At 71.4% G+C, this 19,342-nt stretch carries 17 protein-coding genes; 11 read left to right on the forward strand and 6 right to left on the reverse strand.

The window, feature by feature from the left end; all coding sequences use genetic code 11:
• The first annotated feature begins 322 nt into the window (after nt 1–322).
• Entirely contained in the window at nt 323–1,495 is a 1,173-nt protein-coding gene (locus ACFYO0_RS18175; RefSeq protein ID WP_388676455.1) for an acyl-CoA dehydrogenase family protein, read from the forward strand.
• A gap of 578 nt (nt 1,496–2,073) precedes the next feature.
• Here the strand turns inward: ACFYO0_RS18175 and ACFYO0_RS18180 are convergent.
• Complete coding sequence (locus ACFYO0_RS18180; protein WP_388676457.1) at nt 2,074–2,505, reverse strand: hypothetical protein; 432 nt, start codon at nt 2,503–2,505, stop codon at nt 2,074–2,076.
• Between the two features lie 265 nt (nt 2,506–2,770).
• On the opposite strand from ACFYO0_RS18180, the gene ACFYO0_RS18185 reads away from it, so the two are divergent.
• The 4 genes from ACFYO0_RS18185 to fxsA all read left to right on the forward strand — a co-directional run bounded on the left by ACFYO0_RS18185 (nt 2,771) and on the right by fxsA (nt 6,799).
• Nucleotides 2,771–3,211: an Lrp/AsnC family transcriptional regulator gene (locus ACFYO0_RS18185; RefSeq protein WP_030343745.1), complete on the forward strand. Its 441-nt coding sequence runs from the start codon at nt 2,771–2,773 to the stop codon at nt 3,209–3,211.
• Between the two features lie 45 nt (nt 3,212–3,256).
• Entirely contained in the window at nt 3,257–4,873 is a 1,617-nt protein-coding gene (locus tag ACFYO0_RS18190) for an amidohydrolase (protein ID WP_388676460.1), read from the forward strand.
• A 505-nt stretch (nt 4,874–5,378) separates the two neighbouring features.
• Complete coding sequence (locus ACFYO0_RS18195; protein WP_388676463.1) at nt 5,379–6,146, forward strand: polyprenol monophosphomannose synthase; 768 nt, start codon at nt 5,379–5,381, stop codon at nt 6,144–6,146.
• 71 nt (nt 6,147–6,217) lie between these two features.
• Nucleotides 6,218–6,799, forward strand: coding sequence for an FxsA family membrane protein (gene fxsA, locus ACFYO0_RS18200; protein ID WP_388676466.1), 582 nt, complete (start codon nt 6,218–6,220; stop codon nt 6,797–6,799).
• A 243-nt stretch (nt 6,800–7,042) separates the two neighbouring features.
• Here fxsA and ACFYO0_RS18205 read toward each other — a convergent pair whose 3' ends face one another.
• The 3 genes from ACFYO0_RS18205 to ACFYO0_RS18215 all read right to left on the reverse strand — a co-directional run bounded on the left by ACFYO0_RS18205 (nt 7,043) and on the right by ACFYO0_RS18215 (nt 9,876).
• Entirely contained in the window at nt 7,043–7,417 is a 375-nt protein-coding gene (locus ACFYO0_RS18205; RefSeq protein ID WP_003977404.1) for an RNA polymerase-binding protein RbpA, read from the reverse strand.
• A 279-nt stretch (nt 7,418–7,696) separates the two neighbouring features.
• Complete coding sequence (locus ACFYO0_RS18210; RefSeq protein WP_388676469.1) at nt 7,697–9,046, reverse strand: MFS transporter; 1,350 nt, start codon at nt 9,044–9,046, stop codon at nt 7,697–7,699.
• 62 nt (nt 9,047–9,108) lie between these two features.
• Nucleotides 9,109–9,876, reverse strand: a complete 768-nt coding sequence (locus tag ACFYO0_RS18215; RefSeq protein ID WP_388676471.1) for a glycerophosphodiester phosphodiesterase — start codon at nt 9,874–9,876, stop codon at nt 9,109–9,111.
• Between the two features lie 180 nt (nt 9,877–10,056).
• Here ACFYO0_RS18215 and ACFYO0_RS18220 point away from each other — a divergent pair, with 180 nt between their 5' ends.
• Nucleotides 10,057–11,556 (forward strand): PLP-dependent aminotransferase family protein, encoded by a 1,500-nt coding sequence (locus ACFYO0_RS18220; RefSeq protein WP_388676474.1) that lies wholly within the window; start codon nt 10,057–10,059, stop codon nt 11,554–11,556.
• Between the two features lie 128 nt (nt 11,557–11,684).
• On the opposite strand, the gene ACFYO0_RS18225 is transcribed toward ACFYO0_RS18220, so the two are convergent.
• Nucleotides 11,685–13,286 (reverse strand): hypothetical protein, encoded by a 1,602-nt coding sequence (locus ACFYO0_RS18225; protein ID WP_388676477.1) that lies wholly within the window; start codon nt 13,284–13,286, stop codon nt 11,685–11,687.
• A 37-nt stretch (nt 13,287–13,323) separates the two neighbouring features.
• Nucleotides 13,324–13,518, reverse strand: a complete 195-nt coding sequence (locus ACFYO0_RS18230) for a hypothetical protein (protein WP_344388177.1) — start codon at nt 13,516–13,518, stop codon at nt 13,324–13,326.
• Between the two features lie 312 nt (nt 13,519–13,830).
• Between ACFYO0_RS18230 and ACFYO0_RS18235 the strand changes: the two genes are divergently transcribed.
• The 5 genes from ACFYO0_RS18235 to ACFYO0_RS18255 all read left to right on the forward strand — a co-directional run bounded on the left by ACFYO0_RS18235 (nt 13,831) and on the right by ACFYO0_RS18255 (nt 19,337).
• Nucleotides 13,831–14,223, forward strand: coding sequence for an ankyrin repeat domain-containing protein (locus ACFYO0_RS18235; protein WP_388676480.1), 393 nt, complete (start codon nt 13,831–13,833; stop codon nt 14,221–14,223).
• Between the two features lie 299 nt (nt 14,224–14,522).
• A complete protein-coding gene (locus ACFYO0_RS18240) occupies nt 14,523–15,941 on the forward strand; it encodes a HEAT repeat domain-containing protein (protein ID WP_388676483.1) in 1,419 nt (472 codons plus the stop codon).
• A gap of 230 nt (nt 15,942–16,171) precedes the next feature.
• Nucleotides 16,172–17,296 (forward strand): glycosyltransferase family 4 protein, encoded by a 1,125-nt coding sequence (locus ACFYO0_RS18245; RefSeq protein WP_388676486.1) that lies wholly within the window; start codon nt 16,172–16,174, stop codon nt 17,294–17,296.
• The gene (locus tag ACFYO0_RS18250) at nt 17,293–18,486 is read left to right on the forward strand and encodes a glycosyltransferase (protein WP_388676488.1); all 1,194 of its coding nucleotides are present in this window, start codon (nt 17,293–17,295) and stop codon (nt 18,484–18,486) included. The genes ACFYO0_RS18245 and ACFYO0_RS18250 overlap by 4 nt, the downstream gene beginning before the upstream one ends.
• Nucleotides 18,483–19,337: an SGNH/GDSL hydrolase family protein gene (locus ACFYO0_RS18255; RefSeq protein WP_388676491.1), complete on the forward strand. Its 855-nt coding sequence runs from the start codon at nt 18,483–18,485 to the stop codon at nt 19,335–19,337. Before ACFYO0_RS18250 ends, ACFYO0_RS18255 begins: the two co-directional genes overlap by 4 nt.
• Nucleotides 19,338–19,342: the final 5 nt, after the last annotated feature.

The following is a 19,342-nucleotide window of genomic DNA, read 5'->3' on the forward strand; positions in this document are numbered from 1 at the left end:
CGTGGGGGAGTGGTGCCGGCCCTGCCGGGTGGTGCTCGGGCAGGACGTACCGCTTGGCATGAACGCGTTCGACGCTGGGGGAACAGTAGGAGGACTAGACCAGTGAGTCAATGGTTCGGACCAATCCGGATGTGTTCTAATTAACGACCGTTAACCGGTGACGCGCTGACGCGGATCGGGCATACTCACAGCGCGCAGCCGCTGGTCAGCTCTTTCCGCGACCCGGAGGGACGGCATCGGCTGGGCACTGTGAGACCCGGTGGACCCACCGCAACCAAGGTCGGCGTCCGCCGAAGTGCCCGACAGGGAGGAGAGCGTCGCCATGCCTGACCGCGCCCCGCAGCCGGTGGACCGGCAACTGCCCACGGACGAGGCCCGGGATCTGATCTCGCTCGTCCGCGACATCGCACAGCGCGAGATCGCCCCGAAGGCGGCCGGGGAGGAGGACGCCGGGCACTTCCCGCGCGACGTCTTCACACTGCTCTCCGAGTCGGGGCTGCTCGGCCTTCCGTACGACTCCGAGTACGGCGGCGGTGACCAGCCGTACGAGGTCTACCTCCAGGTCCTCGAAGAGCTCGCCGCGGCGCGGCTGACCGTCGGGCTCGGCGTCAGCGTGCACTCGCTGTCCTGCCACGCCCTCGCCCATTACGGCGCCAAGGAGCAGCAGGTCGAGCATCTGCCGGCCATGCTCGGCGGCGGCCTCCTCGGGGCGTACTGCCTCTCCGAGCCGGCGTCGGGATCCGATGCCGCCAGCATGCGTACGAAGGCCGTACGGGACGGGGAGGACTGGGTTCTCACCGGCACCAAGGCCTGGATCACTCACGGTGGGATCGCCGACTTCTACACCGTGTTCGCGCGCAGCGGCGGCGAGGGGACGCGTGGCATCACGGCGTTCCTGGTTCCCGGTGACGCCGAGGGGCTGAGTGCGGCGGCGCCCGAGAAGAAGATGGGCATGAAGGGCTCGCCGACCGCCCAGGTGCACTTCGACGGGGTGCGGATCTCCGACGACCGGCGCCTGGGCGACGAGGGCCAGGGCTTCGCGATCGCCCTGTCCGCGCTCGACTCCGGACGGCTCGGCATCGCGGCCTGTGCGATCGGTGTGGCCCAGGCGGCGCTGGACGAGGCGGTCGCGTACGCCACCGGACGCGAGCAGTTCGGGCGGCGGATCGCGGACTTCCAGGGCCTGCGCTTCATGCTCGCGGACATGGCGACACAGATCGAGGCGGGCCGGGCGCTCTACCTCGCGGCCGCCCGGCTGCGCGACGCGGGGCGGCCGTTCTCCAAGCAGGCGGCCATGGCGAAGCTGCTGTGCACGGACGCCGCGATGAAGGTCACCACGGACGCCGTCCAGGTGCTCGGCGGGTACGGCTACACAGCGGACTTCCCCGTCGAGCGCTACATGCGCGAGGCCAAGGTGCTGCAGATCGTCGAGGGCACCAATCAGATCCAGCGGATGGTCATCGCCCGTCACCTCGCTGGTCCCGAGTCGCGGTGAACAACCGCCCGTAGCCATATCCGTACATGGCCGAGGGCGCGACGAGCCGGACCCACTCGGGGTCGTGACGCCCCGGCAGGGTCCGGCCCCGGTTGGCCCAAGTGCGCATCAGGGCGCGGTAGATGGGCGGATCCTGGGGCTGCCGCACCACTTGTGGTTCCTGTGCCTGCGGTGCCTTTGCCTGTGGCGCCTTTGTCTGTGGTGTCTTGGCCTGTGGCTTTTCAGGCTGCTGCTGTGTGCTCTGGGGTGTCGATTCCGCGGGTGCCGGAACGATAATCCTTCGGCGACGGCTCGTCTCTGCATAGGTGGAGGTCATACCGGGGCCAACGCGTCGAGGCCGGACAAGTCACCGACCGGGGATTCGCCCGTGAGTTCACGACGGAGCCCGAACGGGGGTCCCCCACGCCCCGTCAGGGGCGCCGGGCTGTATCGACGCGGCTCCGCTGCGATGGAGTTCCCCCCGCTCAGGGGGTCCCCCCGGCTCGAGCGGAGCCGAGAGTGAGGGAGAAGCCGAGAGCGGGGGAACGACCAGCCACAACGAACCCGCAGCTCAGCAACTGCCCAACCCGGCGGAGCGCCTACGCGGCCTGGCGGCGGCGCATCACCGGCACCCGGATGGGCCGCGAGCCGGGGCCGCCGACGTGCGAGAAGGGCTGGGTGCGCCAGTCGAGTCCCTGAGGGAGCGTCAACAGCAGGGCGGTGTCCTGCTCCTGAGCCTCCATCGACTCGTCGGCGGGCCGGGCCTCGGCCGCCGTGCGGCCCGTTCCGGCGCAGACCGTGAGCCCGAACGGGTTCCACGGGGTGGCGCACAGCGCGTGCTCCGGCAGGACCTCCTCGTCCGCGAGGAGTGCGATGGGCTGCGCGCAGTCCGGGCAGATCACCCGGTACATCTCGAAGGTGTCGTACGCGTCGAACTCGTCCTCACCCGGTTCAACACCCTCCGGCGCGGGCTCGACGACCGGCTGCTGCCGCTTGGGTGCGGTACGACCGGGGCGCTTCAAACTCTGCATAGATTTTCTCCCCCTCGGGTGGGCCGACAAGGCGCTGCGGCCTCGACCACAGCAAGCACTTCCCGTCCGGTCTCGGCGGTAATCACGAGAACATCACGGAACCTGTGACCACACTGTGGCGTTCGTCACATGTCGCCTGCAGGTGCCGGACGCGGTGCATTTGTCCCCGCACGGCTTGCCGGGTCGTCCCCATCAGATCACAAACCGGGTATGACCTGCGCCGCTGAGGTACCGGTGAGGATCAAGGGCCCTGTAGGTTCCTGCCATGGAGGAGCTCGACCGACAGATCGTGCAGCTGCTCGTCGAGGACGGGCGGATGAGCTACACCGACCTGGGCAAGGCCACCGGTCTGTCCACGTCGGCCGTGCACCAGCGGGTGCGCCGCCTTGAGCAGCGCGGCGTGATCCGCGGCTATGCGGCGGTCGTCGACCCGGAGGCCGTGGGGCTGCCGCTGACGGCCTTCATCTCGGTGAAACCGTTCGACCCCAGCGCCCCGGACGACATCGCGGAACGCCTGGCCGGCGTGCCCGAGATCGAGGCCTGCCACAGCGTCGCGGGCGACGAGAACTACATCCTCAAGGTCCGCGTATCGACCCCCCACGAGCTGGAGGAATTGCTCGCGCGCCTCCGCTCGCTTGCCGGCGTGTCGACGCGTACGACGGTCGTCCTGTCCACGCCGTACGAGGCCCGGCCGCCCAAGATCTGAGCCCCGGACGAGGGGTGCGGGCGTCGAGGGGCGAAACTGTTCTCCATGAGTGAGAGCACCGCCACCCCACGTACCGTGCTGCTGCGCGGCGGGGAAGTCCACAGCCCCGCCGACCCGTTCGCCACCGCGATGGTCGTGGAACGCGGGCAGGTCGCCTGGGTCGGCTCCGAGGGCGCGGCCGACGCGTTCGCGGACGGGGTCGACGAAGTGGTGGACCTCGAAGGCACCCTGGTCACCCCGGCGTTCACCGACGCCCATGTGCACAGCACGGCCACCGGGCTGGCTCTCACCGGCCTCGATCTGTCCGACGCGCCCTCCCTGGCAGCGGCCCTCGATCGCGTACGGGACTTCGCGGCGGCCCGCCCCGGCGACCGGGTCCTTCTCGGCCACGGTTGGGACGCCGCCCGCTGGCCCGAGCGGCGGCCACCCCGGCGGGACGAACTCGACGAGGCCGCCGGTGGTCGGCCTCTCTACCTCAGCCGTATCGACGTGCACTCCGCCGTGGTGACCACGGCCCTGCTGGATCTGACGCCAGGGGCGTGGGAGAAGGCGGGCTTCGAGGCCGGGCAGCCGCTCACCCGGGACGCACACCACGCCGTCCGCGCCGCGGCTCTGGGGGCCGTCACCCCGGCCCAGCGCACCGAGGCCCAGCGTGCCGCGCTCTCGCACGCGGCCTCGCTCGGCATCGGCTCCGTCCACGAGTGCGCGGGACCGGAGATCTCCTCCGAGGACGACTTCGCCGGGCTGCTGCGGCTTGCCGCGGAGCAGGCCGGGCCGAGGGTCGTCGGTTACTGGGCCGAGCAGGACGTCACGAAGGCCCGCTCGCTGGGCGCGATCGGAGCCGCGGGCGACCTCTTCGTGGACGGTGCGCTCGGCTCGCACACGGCCTGCCTGCACCTGCCGTACGCGGACGTCGGCCACACCGGTACCTCCTACCTGGACGCCGCCGATGTCGCCGCCCATGTAGTGGCCTGTACGGAGGCGGGGCTCCAGGCCGGCTTCCACGCCATCGGGGACGCCGCTGTGACCGCCGTGGTCGAGGGAGCGCGAGCCGCCGCCGAAAAGGTCGGCCTGGCCCGTGTCCGGGCGGCGCGGCATCGCGTCGAGCACGCTGAGATGCTCACTCCGGAGACCATCGCGGGTTTCGCCGAACTCGGCCTCACCGCCTCCGTCCAGCCCGCCTTCGACGCGCTGTGGGGCGGCGAGGACGGCATGTACGCCGAGCGCCTGGGCGCCGAACGGGCCCGTACGCTCAATCCGTTCGCGGCCCTGCTGCGTGTCGGCGTGCCGCTCGCCTTCGGCTCCGACAGTCCCGTCACCCCGCTCGACCCGTGGGGCACCGTCCGTGCCGCTGCCTTCCATCGCACACCTGAACACCGGATCTCCGTACGCGCCGCCTTCACGGCCCATACGCGGGGCGGCTGGCGGGCGATCGGCCGGGACGAGGCGGGCGTCCTGGTGCCGGGCGCACCCGCCGACTACGCCGTGTGGCAGGCCGATGAACTGGTCGTCCAGGCCCCGGACGACCGGGTCGCCCGCTGGTCGACCGACCCCCGCTCCGGCACGCCCGGGCTGCCCGACCTGACGCCCGGGACACCCCTTCCCGTCTGTCTGCGGACCGTCGTGGGCGGGCGCACCGTGTTTGTACGGCCGGAGGGGTGATGTGCCGGGGCGGCCCGGCACCGGTCCTCACCAGGCACTCTGTCCTGCCACCTGCGTATCCTCCGCGCTGACCAGGCGGTTGAGCGAAAGTCCGCAGCTCGAACGGCTGTTGACAGCAAGCGGCGGGTGGCCGGTAGGTTCGGCCGGGTCCACCACCGGACGTCCGACCGCGGAGGTTCCGAGCAGCCCTCGAAGCGCCGCTGTGTCAGGGGTGGTGTGCCGCACCGGCGCACCACCACTGGGAGCCAGGCCCAGCGCTCGCGCCACGGGGGCGGGGGAAGGTTCCGCCGGTCGGCAGGTGTGACCCGGGTGGGGCCCGGCGCTCAGTAGACAACGGCTCTAGGTCGACCCGCAGCCAGCGGGTCCCAGGTCGGCCCGAAGGGCGCCGGGTCCCGATCCGCAGTACCTTGCCCTTCTCAGGTCTCCCGGGCCGCCACCCCCACCTCCGCCGGAGGGGGCGCTCGCTAGGGTGGTGCCCCTCGCACGGATGTCTTAAGGGGAAGCTGTGAACGACGGCGGTGGGCGACAGTTCGGTCCGCTCGGCACCACCTTGGTGATCATCCCCACCTACAACGAGGTGGAGAACATCAGGGCGATCGTCCGCCGGGTGCGGGCGGCTGTGCCCGCGGCGCACGTGCTGGTGGCCGACGACAACAGTCCCGACGGCACCGGCAAGCACGCCGACGAGCTGTCCGTCGAGGACGACCACGTCCATGTGCTGCACCGCAAGGGCAAGGAGGGCCTCGGCGCCGCCTACCTCGCGGGCTTCCGTTGGGGCCTCGAGCACGGTTACGGCGTACTGGTCGAGATGGACGCCGACGGTTCGCACCAGCCCGAGGAGCTGCCCCGGCTGCTCACCGCGCTGAAGGGCGCCAACCTGGTCCTCGGCTCCCGGTGGGTGCCGGGCGGGCGGGTCGTGAACTGGCCCAAGTCCCGGGAGTTCATCTCGCGCGGCGGCAGCCTGTACTCGCGCGTCCTGCTCGACGTCCCGCTCCGCGATGTCACCGGCGGCTACCGCGCGTTCCGCCGGGAGACCCTCGAAGGACTCGGTCTCGACGACGTCGCCTCGCAGGGCTACTGCTTCCAGGTCGACCTGGCACGCCGTGCCGTCAAAGCCGGCTACCACGTCGTCGAGGTTCCCATCACCTTCGTCGAGCGTGAACTCGGCGACTCGAAGATGAGCCGCGACATCCTCGTGGAGGCACTGTGGCGGGTCACGACGTGGGGTGTGGGGGAGCGGGCAGGGCGGATCCTGGGACGTAAGTCGCCCTGATCCTCGGGGCGTCAGGCGGAGTTGATCGCCCCCTTATCCCGTACTGAGCACGGGCCAGGCACACTGGACGCATGACGACTGGCGCTCCGACTCCGACCTTCCCCGCGCGGCCGCGGCGCTCTCGGCTGCGTACGTACCTGCCGCTCGGCATCGCCGCATGGCTGGTCCTGGAGATCTGGCTGCTGACCGTGGTGGCGGGCGCGGCGGGCGGCTGGGCCGTTTTTCTGCTGCTCGTGGCCGGCTTCGTGCTGGGTTCCGTGGTCATCAAGCGAGCCGGACGCCGGGCCTTCCGGGCTCTGAGCGAGGCCCTTCAACAGCAGCAGAGCGGGGTGCTGCCGCAGGGCGAGCGGGTCAGCGAGGGCAACGGTCTGATGATGCTGGGCGGCCTGCTCCTGATGCTGCCGGGCCTGCTATCCGACGCGTTCGGCCTGGTCCTGCTGATCCCACCGGTCCAGAAGTCCCTGAGCCGCTACGCAGAGCGCACCTTCGAACGCAAGATGCGCGAAGCCACCCCCGGCACCCTGGGCGACGCCTTCCAACAGGCCCGCATGCACCGCCCCGACGGCAAGGTCGTACCGGGCGAGGTCATCCACGACGACCAGGCCGGGGGACCCGAGGGGGAGCCGGGCCCGCGCCCGCCACTCACTGGCTGAACTTTGCGGCGCGGCCGACACCCATCAGCCCGCCGTGAGGATCCCCCGCTCGAGCGAAGCCGAGAGTGGGCGCGACTGAGGACGAGTCCACCAGGGCGATGCGGGGGTCGGGGCGCAGCCCCAGGACAGCAACCACCACTCAGCGGCACCGTCAACGCACAACAGAACCGCGGGCGCCGTGCACCAAAGCACGGCACCCGCGGTCCTGGGTGCGCTCTCTATGCCGCTCAACCCCCGGAGGGGTTACGCGGACTTGCGGCTGTCCCGCGGATGTACCGCGATGTTCATGGCGCCGGATCGGAGAACGGCCAAGCGCTCCTCGAGGACCTCTTCGAGTTCCTCGCGTGTGCGCCGCTCCATCAGCATGTCCCAATGCGTGCGCGCGGGCTTGGCCTTCTTCTCTTCGGGGCCGTCGCCATCCACCAGGAGTGCCTGGGCCCCACAGACCTTGCACTCCCACTCCGGCGGGATCTCCGCCTCCACCGAGAAGGGCATCTCAAAGCGATGACCCTTCTCGCATGCGTACTCCACGGCCTGGCGCGGGGCCAGGTCGATGCCGCGGTCCGTCTCGTAGCTGGTCACCACGAGGCGCGTGCCGCGAAGAGCTCGCTCACTCATGAATCGTGCCTCCCGGGCTTGTCGCCCACAGGACAGGTGTCGCTGTCGTCGTCATCCGGTCAACGTCCGGTCGGCGGTAAAGATTCCCGTTGCGGGTCATGCGTCGCCGTCGTAGCCGCCCCTTGTTGTACCCACCATTGCCCGGTTTGTCACATCTGAGAGCAGATGTCACCCACCGTTTCGGCATCTTTGACGCGCAGTAACGGTACGCCTGGCAGGCCAAACGCGTACACTACCGGCCTTTGGCCCCAGGTGCTAAATCGGCGCCAGGGGCAGACTCTAGATCCGGTCCGGAACCGGGTTGCCCGCATCCCGCACCGCTTCCCGTACCGAGACCCGCGCGAGCAGCAGAAATCCGATGACGAAAAAGGCCACGAGCGAGATGATCGCGTCCCGATAGCTTCCGGTCAGCTGGTATGTGAGACCGAACACAAGCGGTCCCAGCCAGCTCATTCCGCGGTCGCTCATCTCGTACGCCGAGAAGTACTCGGCCTCCTTGCCCGGCGGCACCAGATGCGAGAACAGCGAGCGGGACAGGGCCTGGCTCCCGCCGAGCACGAGGCCGATCCCGGCGGCGAGCACGAAGAACCACGCGGACGAGCCCGCGGGCAGGAAGTAACCCGCCCCGATGGTCACTGTCCACGCCACGAGCGAGCCGAGAATCGTGCGCTTCGCGCCGTACGTGCGTGCGAGCCGGCCCATGCCGAGGGCGCCGGCCACGGCCAGCAGCTGGACGAGCAGCACCGCCACGATGAGGGTCGACTGGCCGAGTCTCAGCTCTTCGGAGCCGTACACGGATGCCTGTGAGATGACCGTCTGGATGCCGTCGTTGTAGACGAGATAGGCCAGCAGAAAGGCGAGCGTCCGGGGCTTGCGCCGCATTTCCCGCACCGTGGCGGCCAGTTGACGCCAGCCGTGCGCGGACGTCCCCTTCGGGGTCGTCGCAGGGCGGTCGCGCAGCCGCTTGAGGGGTACGAGCGTGAAGGCGCCCCACCAGATGCCCGCGGAGGCCAGACAGATGCGTACCGCCGTCGCCTCCGAGAGTCCGAAGCTGTCGTGAGCGGTGAACAGCACCAGGTTCGCCACCAGGACCAGCGCGCCCGCGGCGTAACCGAAGGCCCAGCCCCTGGATGAGACGGCGTCGCGCTCCTCGGGCGGGGCGATCTGCGGCAGATAGGAGTTGTAGAGCACCATCGAGACGGCCACCGAGGCATTGGCCACGATCAGCAGGAAGCCGCCCAGGAGATAGCGGTCGCCGTCCAGGAAGAACATGCCGGCGGTGGCCGCTGCGCCCACATAGGCGGCAGTCGCGAGCAGCGGCTTCTTGCGCCCGGTACGGTCGGCCGCCGCGCCCGCCAGCGGCATCACGAAGATCGACAGGATCACGGACGCGGACACGGAGTAGGCGAAGAAGGAACCCGCGCGGACCGGAATCCCCAGGGGGTGCACAAAGCCGTCCGTGTCCGCCGCCGACTCGGCGACCGACGTCAGGTAGGGACCGAGGAACACGGTCAGGACGCTCGTCGAATAGACGGAGCAGGCCCAGTCGTAGAAGTACCAGCCGTGTTGCTCGCGGCGCCGCCCGGCCGCGTCGTCGGCCGCCTCCGTCCGCACGGTGTCGGTGCCCACCCGTGCCCTCGCTTCCCCATCACAGTCCCCGTACGCGGACGCGGCGGGGTGTGCCGGGCCTGTCAGAGCCAGGTGCCGCGGTCCTTGAGGACTCCGCGCAGCGTCTCGATGTGATCGGTCATGATGCCATCGACGCCGAGGTCCAGGAGACGGTGCATCCGCTCGGGCTCGTTGACGGTCCACACGTGGACATGCAGCCCGCGCGCGTGTGCGGCACGTACGAAGCGGTGGTCGACCACCTGGACCCCCGACTGGGACTCGGGCACCTGCACGCAGACCGCCGAGCGGCGCAGCGCCGCGGGGACGCCCCACGACCGCAAGCGCAGCCCCAGGACACCCCGGGTGCCGTACGAGGTCGCCAGTCGCGGCCCGGCCAGGCGCTGGGCGCGGGACACACGCGCCTCGGAGAAGGAGCCGACGCAGACGCGGTCCCAGGTGTTGGTGCGGGCGATCAGGTCGAGCAGCGGGTGCAGGGCGGGCTCCGCCTTGATGTCGACGTTCCAGCGGACGTCGGGGAACGTCTCCAGAAGCTCCTCGAAGAGGGGCACCGGTTCGGCACCGGCCACGCGCGCGTGCCGTACTTGATCCCAGGGGAGGTCCGCTATCCGGCCGGCTCCGTCGGTCACCCGGTCCAGCGTCGCGTCGTGGAAGGCGACGAGCCGGCCGTCGGCAGTGGCGTGTACATCGGTCTCGATGTACCGGTAGCCCGCCTCGACCGCGCGCCGGAACTGGACCACGGTGTTCTCCAGTCCGTCCGCCGCCCCGCCCCGGTGGGCGAAGGCGATCGGGCCGGGATGGTCAAGGTAGGGATGACGTATCCGCGTGGTCACCCGCGCAGTATCTCCCGCTTTGGTTGACCCGCGGCAACGGCGGTGCTGCCGCCTGCCGAGGAAACGGCGAACAACCGCAGGAAGAGCGGGGAGATGGCGACAGTGGCCTGATCCATGACACCCTGTGGCTTGGCAGAACAGGCCATCCATGGCCAATTCGGGGAAGGTGGACTGAGGATCATGGCGCAGTGGACTTCGGCGGTTGGTGCCGCGCAGCTGGCTCGGTTGCTCAACTCCCAGCAGGAGCGCCCTGCCGGTCCCGGTACGCGGCGCCCGCCCGCCTATCGCGCCCTTGCCGACGGCATCCGGCTGCTCGTGCTCGAAGGGCGCGTCCCCGTTGCCGCACGGCTGCCCGCCGAGCGCGAGCTGGCCCTGTCCTTGTCCGTCAGCCGCACCACTGTGGCCGCCGCCTATGAGGCGCTGCGCAGCGAGGGGTTCCTGGAGTCCCGCCGGGGAGCGGGGAGTTGGACCGCCGTACCGGCCGGCAATCCGCTTCCCGCACGGGGCCTCGAACCACTGCCGCCCGATGCCCTCGGCTCCATGATCGACCTCGGTACCGCGTCCCTGCCCGCACCCGAGCCCTGGCTCACCCGTGCCGTCCAGGGCGCCCTGGAGGAGCTGCCGCCGTACGCCCACACACACGGCGACTATCCGGCGGGGCTGCCCGCGCTGCGCACAACGCTCGCCGAGCGGTACACCGCACGCGGCATTCCCACGATGCCTGAGCAGATCATGGTGACCACCGGCGCCATGGGAGCCATCGACGCCATCTGCCACCTCTTCGCCGGGCGCGGTGAACGCATCGCCGTCGAGTCGCCCAGTTACGCCAACATCCTCCAGCTGATGCGGGAGGCGGGAGCCCGTCTCGTGCCGGTCGCCATGGCCGAGGGGCTCACGGGCTGGGACACGGACCGCTGGCGGCAGGTACTGCGCGACGCGGCGCCCCGGCTCGCGTACGTCGTCGCGGACTTCCACAACCCGACGGGCGCGCTTGCAGACGAGGACCAGCGGCGGCGGCTTGTCGACGCCGCGCGGTCGGCCGGCACGGTGCTGGTCGTGGACGAGACCATGAGCGAGCTGCATCTGGACGAGGGGCTCGAACTGCCGCGCCCCGTCTGCGGTTTCGACCCGGCCGGGTCGACGGTCATCACGGTCGGCTCGGCCAGCAAGGCGTTCTGGGCCGGTATGCGGATCGGCTGGGTGCGGGCGGCGCCCGAGGTGATCCGCAGCCTGGTCGTGGCACGCGCGTACGCCGATCTGGGTACCCCCGTCCTGGAACAGCTGGCCGTGAACTGGCTGCTGAGCACCGCGGGCTGGGAGCAGGCCGTGGACGTGCGCCGCGGCCAGGCCCGCGAGAACCGCGACGCGCTCGTGGCCGCCGTACGCCGTGAGCTGCCCAGCTGGGAGTTCGAGGTGCCGCACGGCGGGCTCACGTTGTGGGTGCGCACCGGAGGGCTGTCGGGATCGCGTGTGGCCGAGGCCGGCGAGCGGGTGGGTGTACGGGTGCCGTCGGGGCCGCGCTTCGGTGTGGACGGGGCCTTCGAGGGCTATGTGCGGCTGCCGTTCACCGTCGGCGGCGCGGTGGCCGACGAGGCCGCGGCGCGCCTGGCCGCGGCGGCCCGGCTGGTGGAGACGGGAGCGAACGGGGCGACGGAGACACCGCGCACCTTCGTGGCGTGACGCTGCGCGTTGGACGTCTCATTGTGTGACCCCGGGCGTCCAGTCCTTTCGTGGCGTGGCCCAGTGCGTTCAGGTCTCTGGTGGCGCGGACCGGTGCGATCGGACATCCGGACCTCCGCTGCGGCCGGTCAGCCTTCCGCCGCGACCTTCGCGACCGCGCCGGGGCCCGTTCGGTCTTCCGCTGTGACGTCCGTGACGTCGGCGGGCTCCCCGTCTGCCGGGGCGATGCGCTCCGGCAGAAGGCTCAGGACCGCCTGGCGGTGGGCCTCGCTCGTCGCCTCGTCGTACGGGTCCGGGGTCGCCGGAACCTGGAGACGGTGCACCGGACCCGTGCCCAGCCGGGCGTAACCGCGGCCGGCGGGCATGTCCGCGGTCGCTGTGGTGTGCGGACGCGTCCCGAGCACCGCTTCGAGCTGTGCGGCAGAAGCCGTGCCGAGTGCGACACGCGCGCGTGTGTGCTGACGTACCGGGTCGCTGAGGCACTCCATGCCGTCGAACTGCTCGGCCACCACCACCGTCACACCGGCCGCGCGCCCGTGCCGCAACGGCACCTGGAGAAGGGACTGCGGGTCCCGGCGCCCGTCGGCCGCCGCCAGCTGCCCGAGCGCCGTCGGGCGGTCCAGAAGGAGCCAGAGCGGACGCCGCGTGTCGTCCGGTGGGGGCTGGCCCGCCTGACGGGCCCGGTTCATGGCGATGAGGCGTCGCTCCGTCTCGTGCGCCGCCCACTCCAGACCGGCCAGGGCGCCCGTCAGATCGCACTCGACGGCCAGTACGCCGGCGCGGCCCGCGAGGCACGCGTACTCGCCCGTGCCGCCGCCCTCGACGATCAGCACGTCACTGTGCCGGAGGGTCTGCAGAGCGATCGACCTCAGGAGGGTCGTCGTGCCGCTCCCGGGACCGCCGACCGCGAGAAGATGCGGCTCGGTCGAGCGCACGCCCGTACGCCATACGACCGGCGGAACGTCGCGCCTGTCCGTACCGGAGGTGACGGGAAGCGTGCGCTGGACGCCCGCCGGGTCGGTGAAGCCGAGCACGGTTTCGCCCGGAGCCGTGACGAAGTGCTGGGCGGCGATGTCGACGGGGAGCGGCGACAGGGCCGTGACGGCGAGCTGATTGCCCTCCTCGTCCCACTCGAAGCGGTACTCCCGGCCACGGCCCGACTTGGTGTGCAGCAACTGCTCGATACGCGCGCGGGAGGCCGCCTCGCCGTCCGTGAAGTACGCCGGGTAGCGGATCGTCAGCTGCGAGACGCGGCCGGTGCCGTCGAACGCGAAGGAGACGAGGGCTTTGGTCCAGTCCCCGCCGTGAGTGAACAGGGGAGCGGGGTCCTCGGGGACCGAGAAGTACGGGACGAGCGCCTCGTAGAGCGACTCCAGGCGCTTGGTCTGCGCCTCGTCGGGGCCCGTCGGCTGGGACGCGGTGCGATCCCGGCCGTGCCAGGCGGCAGCCGCCATGAGGGTGATGGTGGCGAGTAGCGGCCCGAAGGGCAGGAAGGCGACGACCAGCACGATCGAGGCCAGCAGGAACAGCAGTGGCCCGCGCCGGTCCTTGGGGGTGCCGGACCATTTGTGCCGCCCTGCCGCCGCCAGTCGGCGCAGTCCACGGGTGATCGTGATCAGCGGGTGGAGAACGTCGGTGGCATTCTCGGCGGCCGACCGGGCCAGCTCCCGGCCGCGGACGATCCGGTCGTTGCCGTTGTTGGTGATGCGGGGGAGAGGGCGCCGGGCCACTGCTGTCTCCTGACGATGCGCGCGGAGGGGAGGGGCGTCAGAACTTGATTCCGCCGAGGAGGCTGGCCAGGCTCTCGCCGCCCGCCTTGATGCTCGGGGCGACGGCCGTGCTCGCCAGGTAGAACCCGAACAGCGCGCACACCAGCATGTGCGAGGCCTTGAGGCCGTCCTTGCGGAAGAAGAGGAAGACGATGATGCCGAGCAGGACGACACCTGAGATGGACAGGATCATGATGGTTCTCCTGGTCGATTGGGACGTCGATGGGGACAGTCACCATGAGTACTTCCAGGCTCACAGCATGTATCTGTAGGACAAAAGGCGCAACTAGGTGAATTTCCCCTCGTTTCGCCCCGATGGTCCTGCTCACTGGCCACTCCGGCATCAGCGGTCGCCTGCCTGCTTCGAGGTGATCTTTGCCTCGGTCGGGTCCGGTCATGTGCCCGCTCAAGCCAGTACGCTGGCGATTCACTCGTACGGCCGCACCACTCGTGGTCGTACGGACCTGACGTCCCCCAGTTCGCGCAGCGAGAGGCGGTCCGGCCGATGAGCGAAGCCCCCGACCCCGAGGTCGTGGAGCTGGCGACCAGGATCTTCGATCTGGCGCGCCGGGGTGAGACCGAGGCGCTCGTCGCGTATGTCGACGCGGGCGTGCCGGCCAACCTCACCAACGACCGCGGCGACTCGCTCGTGATGCTCGCCGCCTATCACGGCCACGCGGAAGCGGTGCGCGCCCTCCTGGAGCGCGGCGCCGAGGCCGACCGCGTCAACGACCGGGGTCAGACGCCGCTGGCCGGAGCGGTTTTCAAAGGCGAGGACGCAGTGGTCCGGGTCCTCCTGGACGCCGGCGCAGACCCCTCCGCGGGCACGCCGTCCGCTGTGGACACGGCCCGGATGTTCGGCAAGACCGAGTTGCTCGGCCTTTTCGGAGTGAACTGAAGCACCGCCCTGACCAGGCGCAACAACGATTTTGGGGGAGGCGGTAACCAGCCGCCGGAAATGCGGTCGCGGTAGCGAGAACCGCTGGGTCATCATGACGTCGTGATTCACGGACGCGATGGCTGGGCAGGTGTTGCCGCACCGCGCGGGCCGTGATGCGGCCCTTACGGGCACCGACGAGAGGCAGAGGAAGATGGTCTACAGCAAGCAAGAAACGACGGGCGTCCCGACGTGTTGTCACGCGACCAGGTAAAGCACGATCCCCGGTTGCGCCGACGCTTGATGTGAGGCTGTTTCCCATGTTCGATCCGGTCATAGCGCCCAGCGGTACGTTGCTCGGCCTGCTCCAGAGGGGCCGCGGCGACGGCACGCTGCACGCGCTCACCGCACCGCGCCCCGAGGCGCTCGCCGCGCTCAACGCGTGTGTGCTGCACGACCCGCGCCACGACTGGCAGGTGGAGAACCGCTCCCTGTTCTACGCCCGTCTCTATCTCGACCTGAACGGCGAACTCGACGAGATCGAGGCCCACCTCTTCGACGCCGAGGACATCCTCGACACGGACGAGTCACGCACCGGCCTCGCGCTCGCCGTGCTCGGGCATCTCGCCTCGTACGGCAGGAGAGACGCGCTCGAACTGCTGCGGCGGTACGCCGCCCGCGGCAGTAATTGGGCCTGGGCCCTGGACGAACTGGCACTGCGCGACGACGACGCCGGACTGCGCGCCCTCGCGGCGCCGGTCCTCGCGCGCTTCCCGGCAGACTCCGAGGGCGAGGCCGAGCTCGCCGCCGCCGTGCGCGACGCCTTCGAACCCCGGCCCTGGCGGCTGTGGGCCGAGGACTCCCGCACATCCATCGCCACACGCGTGCGTGCCGCCCAGGAAGCAGGCTCCTTCGACCGCTGGCAGCGGCAGATGCAATCCTCCGGGCCCCGTCCCGGGTGGAGCGTGCGGGCCGTCTTCGAATGGGCCCAGCAGGGCGTCGAACGTGGAGCCGCGCTCCATGTCCCGGCCGCCCGCTGCCTCAGCGCCGTCGCAGGGCCCGACGACCGTCCCGAGATCATCGACGCGGCCCGGCACGGCGACGACGGCGCGCGCTGCACGGCCCTGCGCTATCTCGCCGACAGCCACGATCCCGACGTACTGGACCTGATCGAGGCCGCTCAGGCCGCCGGCTCGCGACTCGTCGTGGATGCCGCCGTGGACGCCTTCGAGCGGATGCGCAGCATCGCCGCCGTGGAGCGGGCGCGACGGTGGGCGCACCGGCCCGACGCGCTCGGTCAGGCCGCGGGGCGCGTGCTCGCCTGCCGGGGCGGCGCACAGGACAGCGAGTTGGTGCTGGGCGCCCTGCGCGAGGCGGTACGGGGGGACGGGCCGGACGCGCCGACCTTGTGCACCCTCGTCGACGGCGCAGGCCGGCTCGGTATCGCTTGTGCCGCCCCCGTGCTGCGCCATGTCTACCGTGAGACGGCCTCGTCGCATCTGCGCGGGCGCACGGCTCGCGCGCTGGCCGCCACCGATCCGTCCTTTCCCGCCGGGTTCGCCGTCGAGTGCCTCTGGGACTGCGAGGAGACGACCCGGGAAATCGCCGCCCGGCACGCCGAGACCGGTGACGCCCGTGTGGTCGACCAGCTTCGGCGGCTCGCCGCCGATCCCGCCGAGGAGGCCGAGGTGCAGACGGCGGTCCGCAGCAGAATCGGCCCGGACACGACTGCCGTGTGAAGGCCGCCGCGTCCACAGTGTGAGATCGGGCGCCTCTGCGGTGCGGTGCGGGATGCGACCGTGGTGTGAGCGTGTTGTCGACCGCCCGTAGCCCGTTGGTACGAGCCTGGATGCCGGGGCGTGACCGGGTCGTGATCCGGGGGCGCACGCAGCGCAACGCTCATGGGACGTTCCCTCTCCGGAAAGATCCACGTTGACGCGGCCACGTCCTGCACGACGACAACACGGGTATGCGTGTCGTCATCGTGACCGAGTCCTTTCCCCCCGACGTGAACGGCGTGGCCCACTGCGCGCTCCAGACCGCCCGACACCTCGTCGACCGCGGTCACGACCCCCTAGTCGTCGCCCCGGCCACCGCCGCCGGCAACGGGCCCGACGCCCTCGCGCCGTGCCCCGTCGTCCGAATCCCCTCCCTACCGCTTCCCGGCTACCCCCAGGTCCGTGTCGCCCTCCCCAGTCGACGCGTCGCCGCCGCGCTCACCGAACACCGCGCCGACCTCGTCCACCTGGCCAGCCCCTTCGTTCTCGGCGTCCGCGGCATGGCGGCCGCCACCCGGCTCGGCATCCCCGCCGTGGCCATCTACCAGACCGACCTCGCCGGATACGCCCGCACGTACGTGCACGCGGGCGAGGCGGCCGCCTGGCGGCGCATCCGCTCCGTCCACGCCGCCGCCGACCGGACGCTCGCCCCGTCCAGCGCAGCTCTGCAGGACCTGGAGGCGCACGGTGTGCCCCGGGTGCGGCTGTGGCCGCGCGGCGTGGACACCGTCCGGTTCCGCCCGGAACACCGGGACGACGCACTCCGCCGTGAACTCGCGCCGAACGGCGAGCTGATCGTCGGCTACGTCGGCCGGCTCGCCCCCGAGAAGCAGGTCGAACTCCTCGCCGGGGCCTGCGGCCTGGACGGCGTACGCGTCGTGGTCGTGGGCGACGGCCCGAGCCAGACGAGTCTGACCGGGGCACTTCCCGGAGCCGTTTTCCTGGGTCGTCGCACCGGTGACGAACTCGCCCGGATCTTCGCCTCGTTGGACGTCTTCGTGCACACCGGACCGTTCGAGACCTTCTGCCAGACCGTGCAGGAGGCGATGGCCAGCGGCATCCCCGTGGTCGCTCCCGCCGCGGGCGGGCCGCTCGACCTGGTGGCCCACGGGCGCACCGGACTGCTCGTCCCGCCGCGGGACGAGGGCGCCGTACGCGACGCCGTGGCGGCGCTCGCCGCCGATCCCGCGCGGCGGGCCGCATACGGCGCCGAGGCACGCCGTACCGTCGAGGGCCGCACCTGGGCGGCCGTCGGTGACCAGCTCATCGGGCACTACGCCGATGTGCTCGCCGGAAGGGCGGTGGTGGCGGCATGAGCGAGTCGCTGCGGATCGTCCGGCTGGCCAACTTCGTCGCCCCCGCCTCGGGCGGCCTGAGGACCGCGCTGCGGGAGCTGGGCGCCGGTTACCGGGAGGCCGGGCACGAGCCCGTGCTGATCGTGCCCGGAGAGCGAGCCACGGACCGCGAGACCGAGCAGGGCAGGGTGATCACCCTGCCTGGACCGCTGCTGCCCGGGACCGGCGGCTACCGCGTACTCACCGACAAGAAGCGTGTGTCCGCCCTTCTGGAGGAGCTCGCGCCGGACCGGCTCGAGGTCTCCGACCGCACGACGCTGCGCTGGACCGGCGTCTGGGCGCGGCGCGCCCGGGTGCCCGCCGTGATGGTCTCCCATGAGACCGCCGACGGTGTACTGCGCACCTGGGGTCTGTCCGAAGGCATCGCACGCCGGGCCTCCGACGCCCTCAACGTCCGCACCGCCCACCACTATTCACGCGTGGTGTGCACCACGGAGTTCGCGGAGCGCGAGTTCGTCCGCATCGGCGCCCGCAATGTCGTACGCGCCCCGCTGGGCGTCGACCTGGAGGGTCGGCATCCCTCGCTGCGGGACCCGGGGCTGCGCGCCCGGCATGCGCGCGTGGACGAGACCTTGCTGGTGATGTGCTCCCGGCTGTCCGTCGAGAAGCGGCCCGGCACCGCGCTGGACGCCCTGGAGGCGCTGCTGCGCCGAGGGGAACGCGCGGTGCTCGTCGTCGCAGGTGACGGGCCGTTGCGGGCCCGGCTCGAACAGCGGGCGCACGAGCGGCGGTTGCCGGTCACCTTCCTCGGGCATGTGGGCGACCGCGCGCTCCTGGGCGGTCTGCAGGCCTCCGCCGACGCATGCCTGGCCCCCGGGCCCGCCGAGACCTTCGGGCTCGCGGCCCTGGAGGCGATGGCCTGCGGTACGCCCGTCGTCGCCAGCGCCTCCTCCGCGCTCCCGGAGGTCATCGGCTCCGCCGGAGCCACCGCGGCCGACAACGGAGAGTCGTTCGCGGACAAGGTGCGGCTGCTGCTGGACCGTCCCGAGAGCGAGCGCCGGGAGGCGGCACGCGCGCGTGCCGCCTGTTTTGGCTGGCCGGCCGCCGTCGAGGCGTTCCTCACGGCGCACGACGCGGCCGTACGGGTCGACCGGCCGTCGTCGCAGGCGGGCGCCTCCTCCGCGCGAAGGGCTCGGGAGGGCGTGGCATGAGACCCCTGCGGTTCGTGGCGCTCGGGGACTCCCTCACCGAAGGAGTGGGCGATCCCGTCGGTGAAGGGTGGCGCGGCTGGGCCGCGCTGCTCGCCGACGGGCTCGCCCCCGCAGACGCGCCCGCACAGTTCGTCAACTTCGCGGTCAGCGGGGCCCAGACGCGTGACGTCCTGGAGCGTCAGACCCCTGCCGCGCTGGCCGTACGGCCGGAGGTCGCTTCGGTCGTCATCGGGGTCAACGACACCCTGAGGTGCACCTTCGACATCCACGCGGTGGCCGCGCGGCTCGACGAGGTGTACGCGGCGTTCACGCGGCAGGGGGCGGTGCTGCTCACCGCCTGCCTGCCCGACCCCGGCGCGATGCTGGGGCTGCCCGGGGCCCTGGCCCGGCCGCTCGCACGGCGCCAGCGGGCGGTGAACACGGTGGTGCACGCGCTCTCCGAGCGGTATGGCGCCGTCCATCTGCACGCCGCGGAAGGGGCGTGGCTCACGGAGCGCGCCATGTGGAGCGCGGACCGGCTGCATCCGGGCGAGCTGGGGCACCGGCAACTCGCCGTACGCTTCCACGCGCTGCTCGCGGAGGCGGGCATCGCGACGGGGCGTGCGCCTTCTTCGAAGCCCGAGTTCCCCGCGCCCACCCGCTCGGCGAGCCTGTGGTGGCTGGCCACCGCCGGCACCGGCTGGGTGGCCCGCCGCTGCACCGATCTTCTGCCCCAACTCCTCACACTCGCCGCCGACGAGATCCGCCACCGCGCCCGCGGCACCAGCGCCCGGCTCGACCTGAGCGCGTCGCATGCGGTGGCGTCTGCGCTGGCTGCGTTGTCGGTCACGGAGCAGCCCGATGCGGCGTAAGCCTG

This window comes from Streptomyces sp. NPDC006365, assembly GCF_042870755.1.
Lineage (GTDB): Bacteria > Actinomycetota > Actinomycetes > Streptomycetales > Streptomycetaceae > Streptomyces > Streptomyces xiangluensis.

Bases quoted from the DNA above. Each gene is read 5' to 3' on its own strand.
- ACFYO0_RS18175 (WP_388676455.1), top strand. From the start codon at position 323: ATGCCTGACCGCGCCCCGCAGCCGGTGGACCGGCAACTGCCCACGGAC.
- ACFYO0_RS18190 (WP_388676460.1), top strand. From the start codon at position 3,257: ATGAGTGAGAGCACCGCCACCCCACGTACCGTGCTGCTGCGCGGCGGG.
- ACFYO0_RS18235 (WP_388676480.1), top strand. From the start codon at position 13,831: ATGAGCGAAGCCCCCGACCCCGAGGTCGTGGAGCTGGCGACCAGGATC.
- ACFYO0_RS18185 (WP_030343745.1), top strand. From the start codon at position 2,771: ATGGAGGAGCTCGACCGACAGATCGTGCAGCTGCTCGTCGAGGACGGG.
- ACFYO0_RS18245 (WP_388676486.1), top strand. From the start codon at position 16,172: ATGCGTGTCGTCATCGTGACCGAGTCCTTTCCCCCCGACGTGAACGGC.
- ACFYO0_RS18240 (WP_388676483.1), top strand. From the start codon at position 14,523: ATGTTCGATCCGGTCATAGCGCCCAGCGGTACGTTGCTCGGCCTGCTC.
- ACFYO0_RS18255 (WP_388676491.1), top strand. From the start codon at position 18,483: ATGAGACCCCTGCGGTTCGTGGCGCTCGGGGACTCCCTCACCGAAGGA.
- ACFYO0_RS18180 (WP_388676457.1), bottom strand. From the start codon at position 2,505: ATGCAGAGTTTGAAGCGCCCCGGTCGTACCGCACCCAAGCGGCAGCAG.
- ACFYO0_RS18220 (WP_388676474.1), top strand. From the start codon at position 10,057: ATGGCGCAGTGGACTTCGGCGGTTGGTGCCGCGCAGCTGGCTCGGTTG.
- ACFYO0_RS18205 (WP_003977404.1), bottom strand. From the start codon at position 7,417: ATGAGTGAGCGAGCTCTTCGCGGCACGCGCCTCGTGGTGACCAGCTAC.
- ACFYO0_RS18250 (WP_388676488.1), top strand. From the start codon at position 17,293: ATGAGCGAGTCGCTGCGGATCGTCCGGCTGGCCAACTTCGTCGCCCCC.
- ACFYO0_RS18230 (WP_344388177.1), bottom strand. From the start codon at position 13,518: ATGATCCTGTCCATCTCAGGTGTCGTCCTGCTCGGCATCATCGTCTTC.
- fxsA (WP_388676466.1), top strand. From the start codon at position 6,218: ATGACGACTGGCGCTCCGACTCCGACCTTCCCCGCGCGGCCGCGGCGC.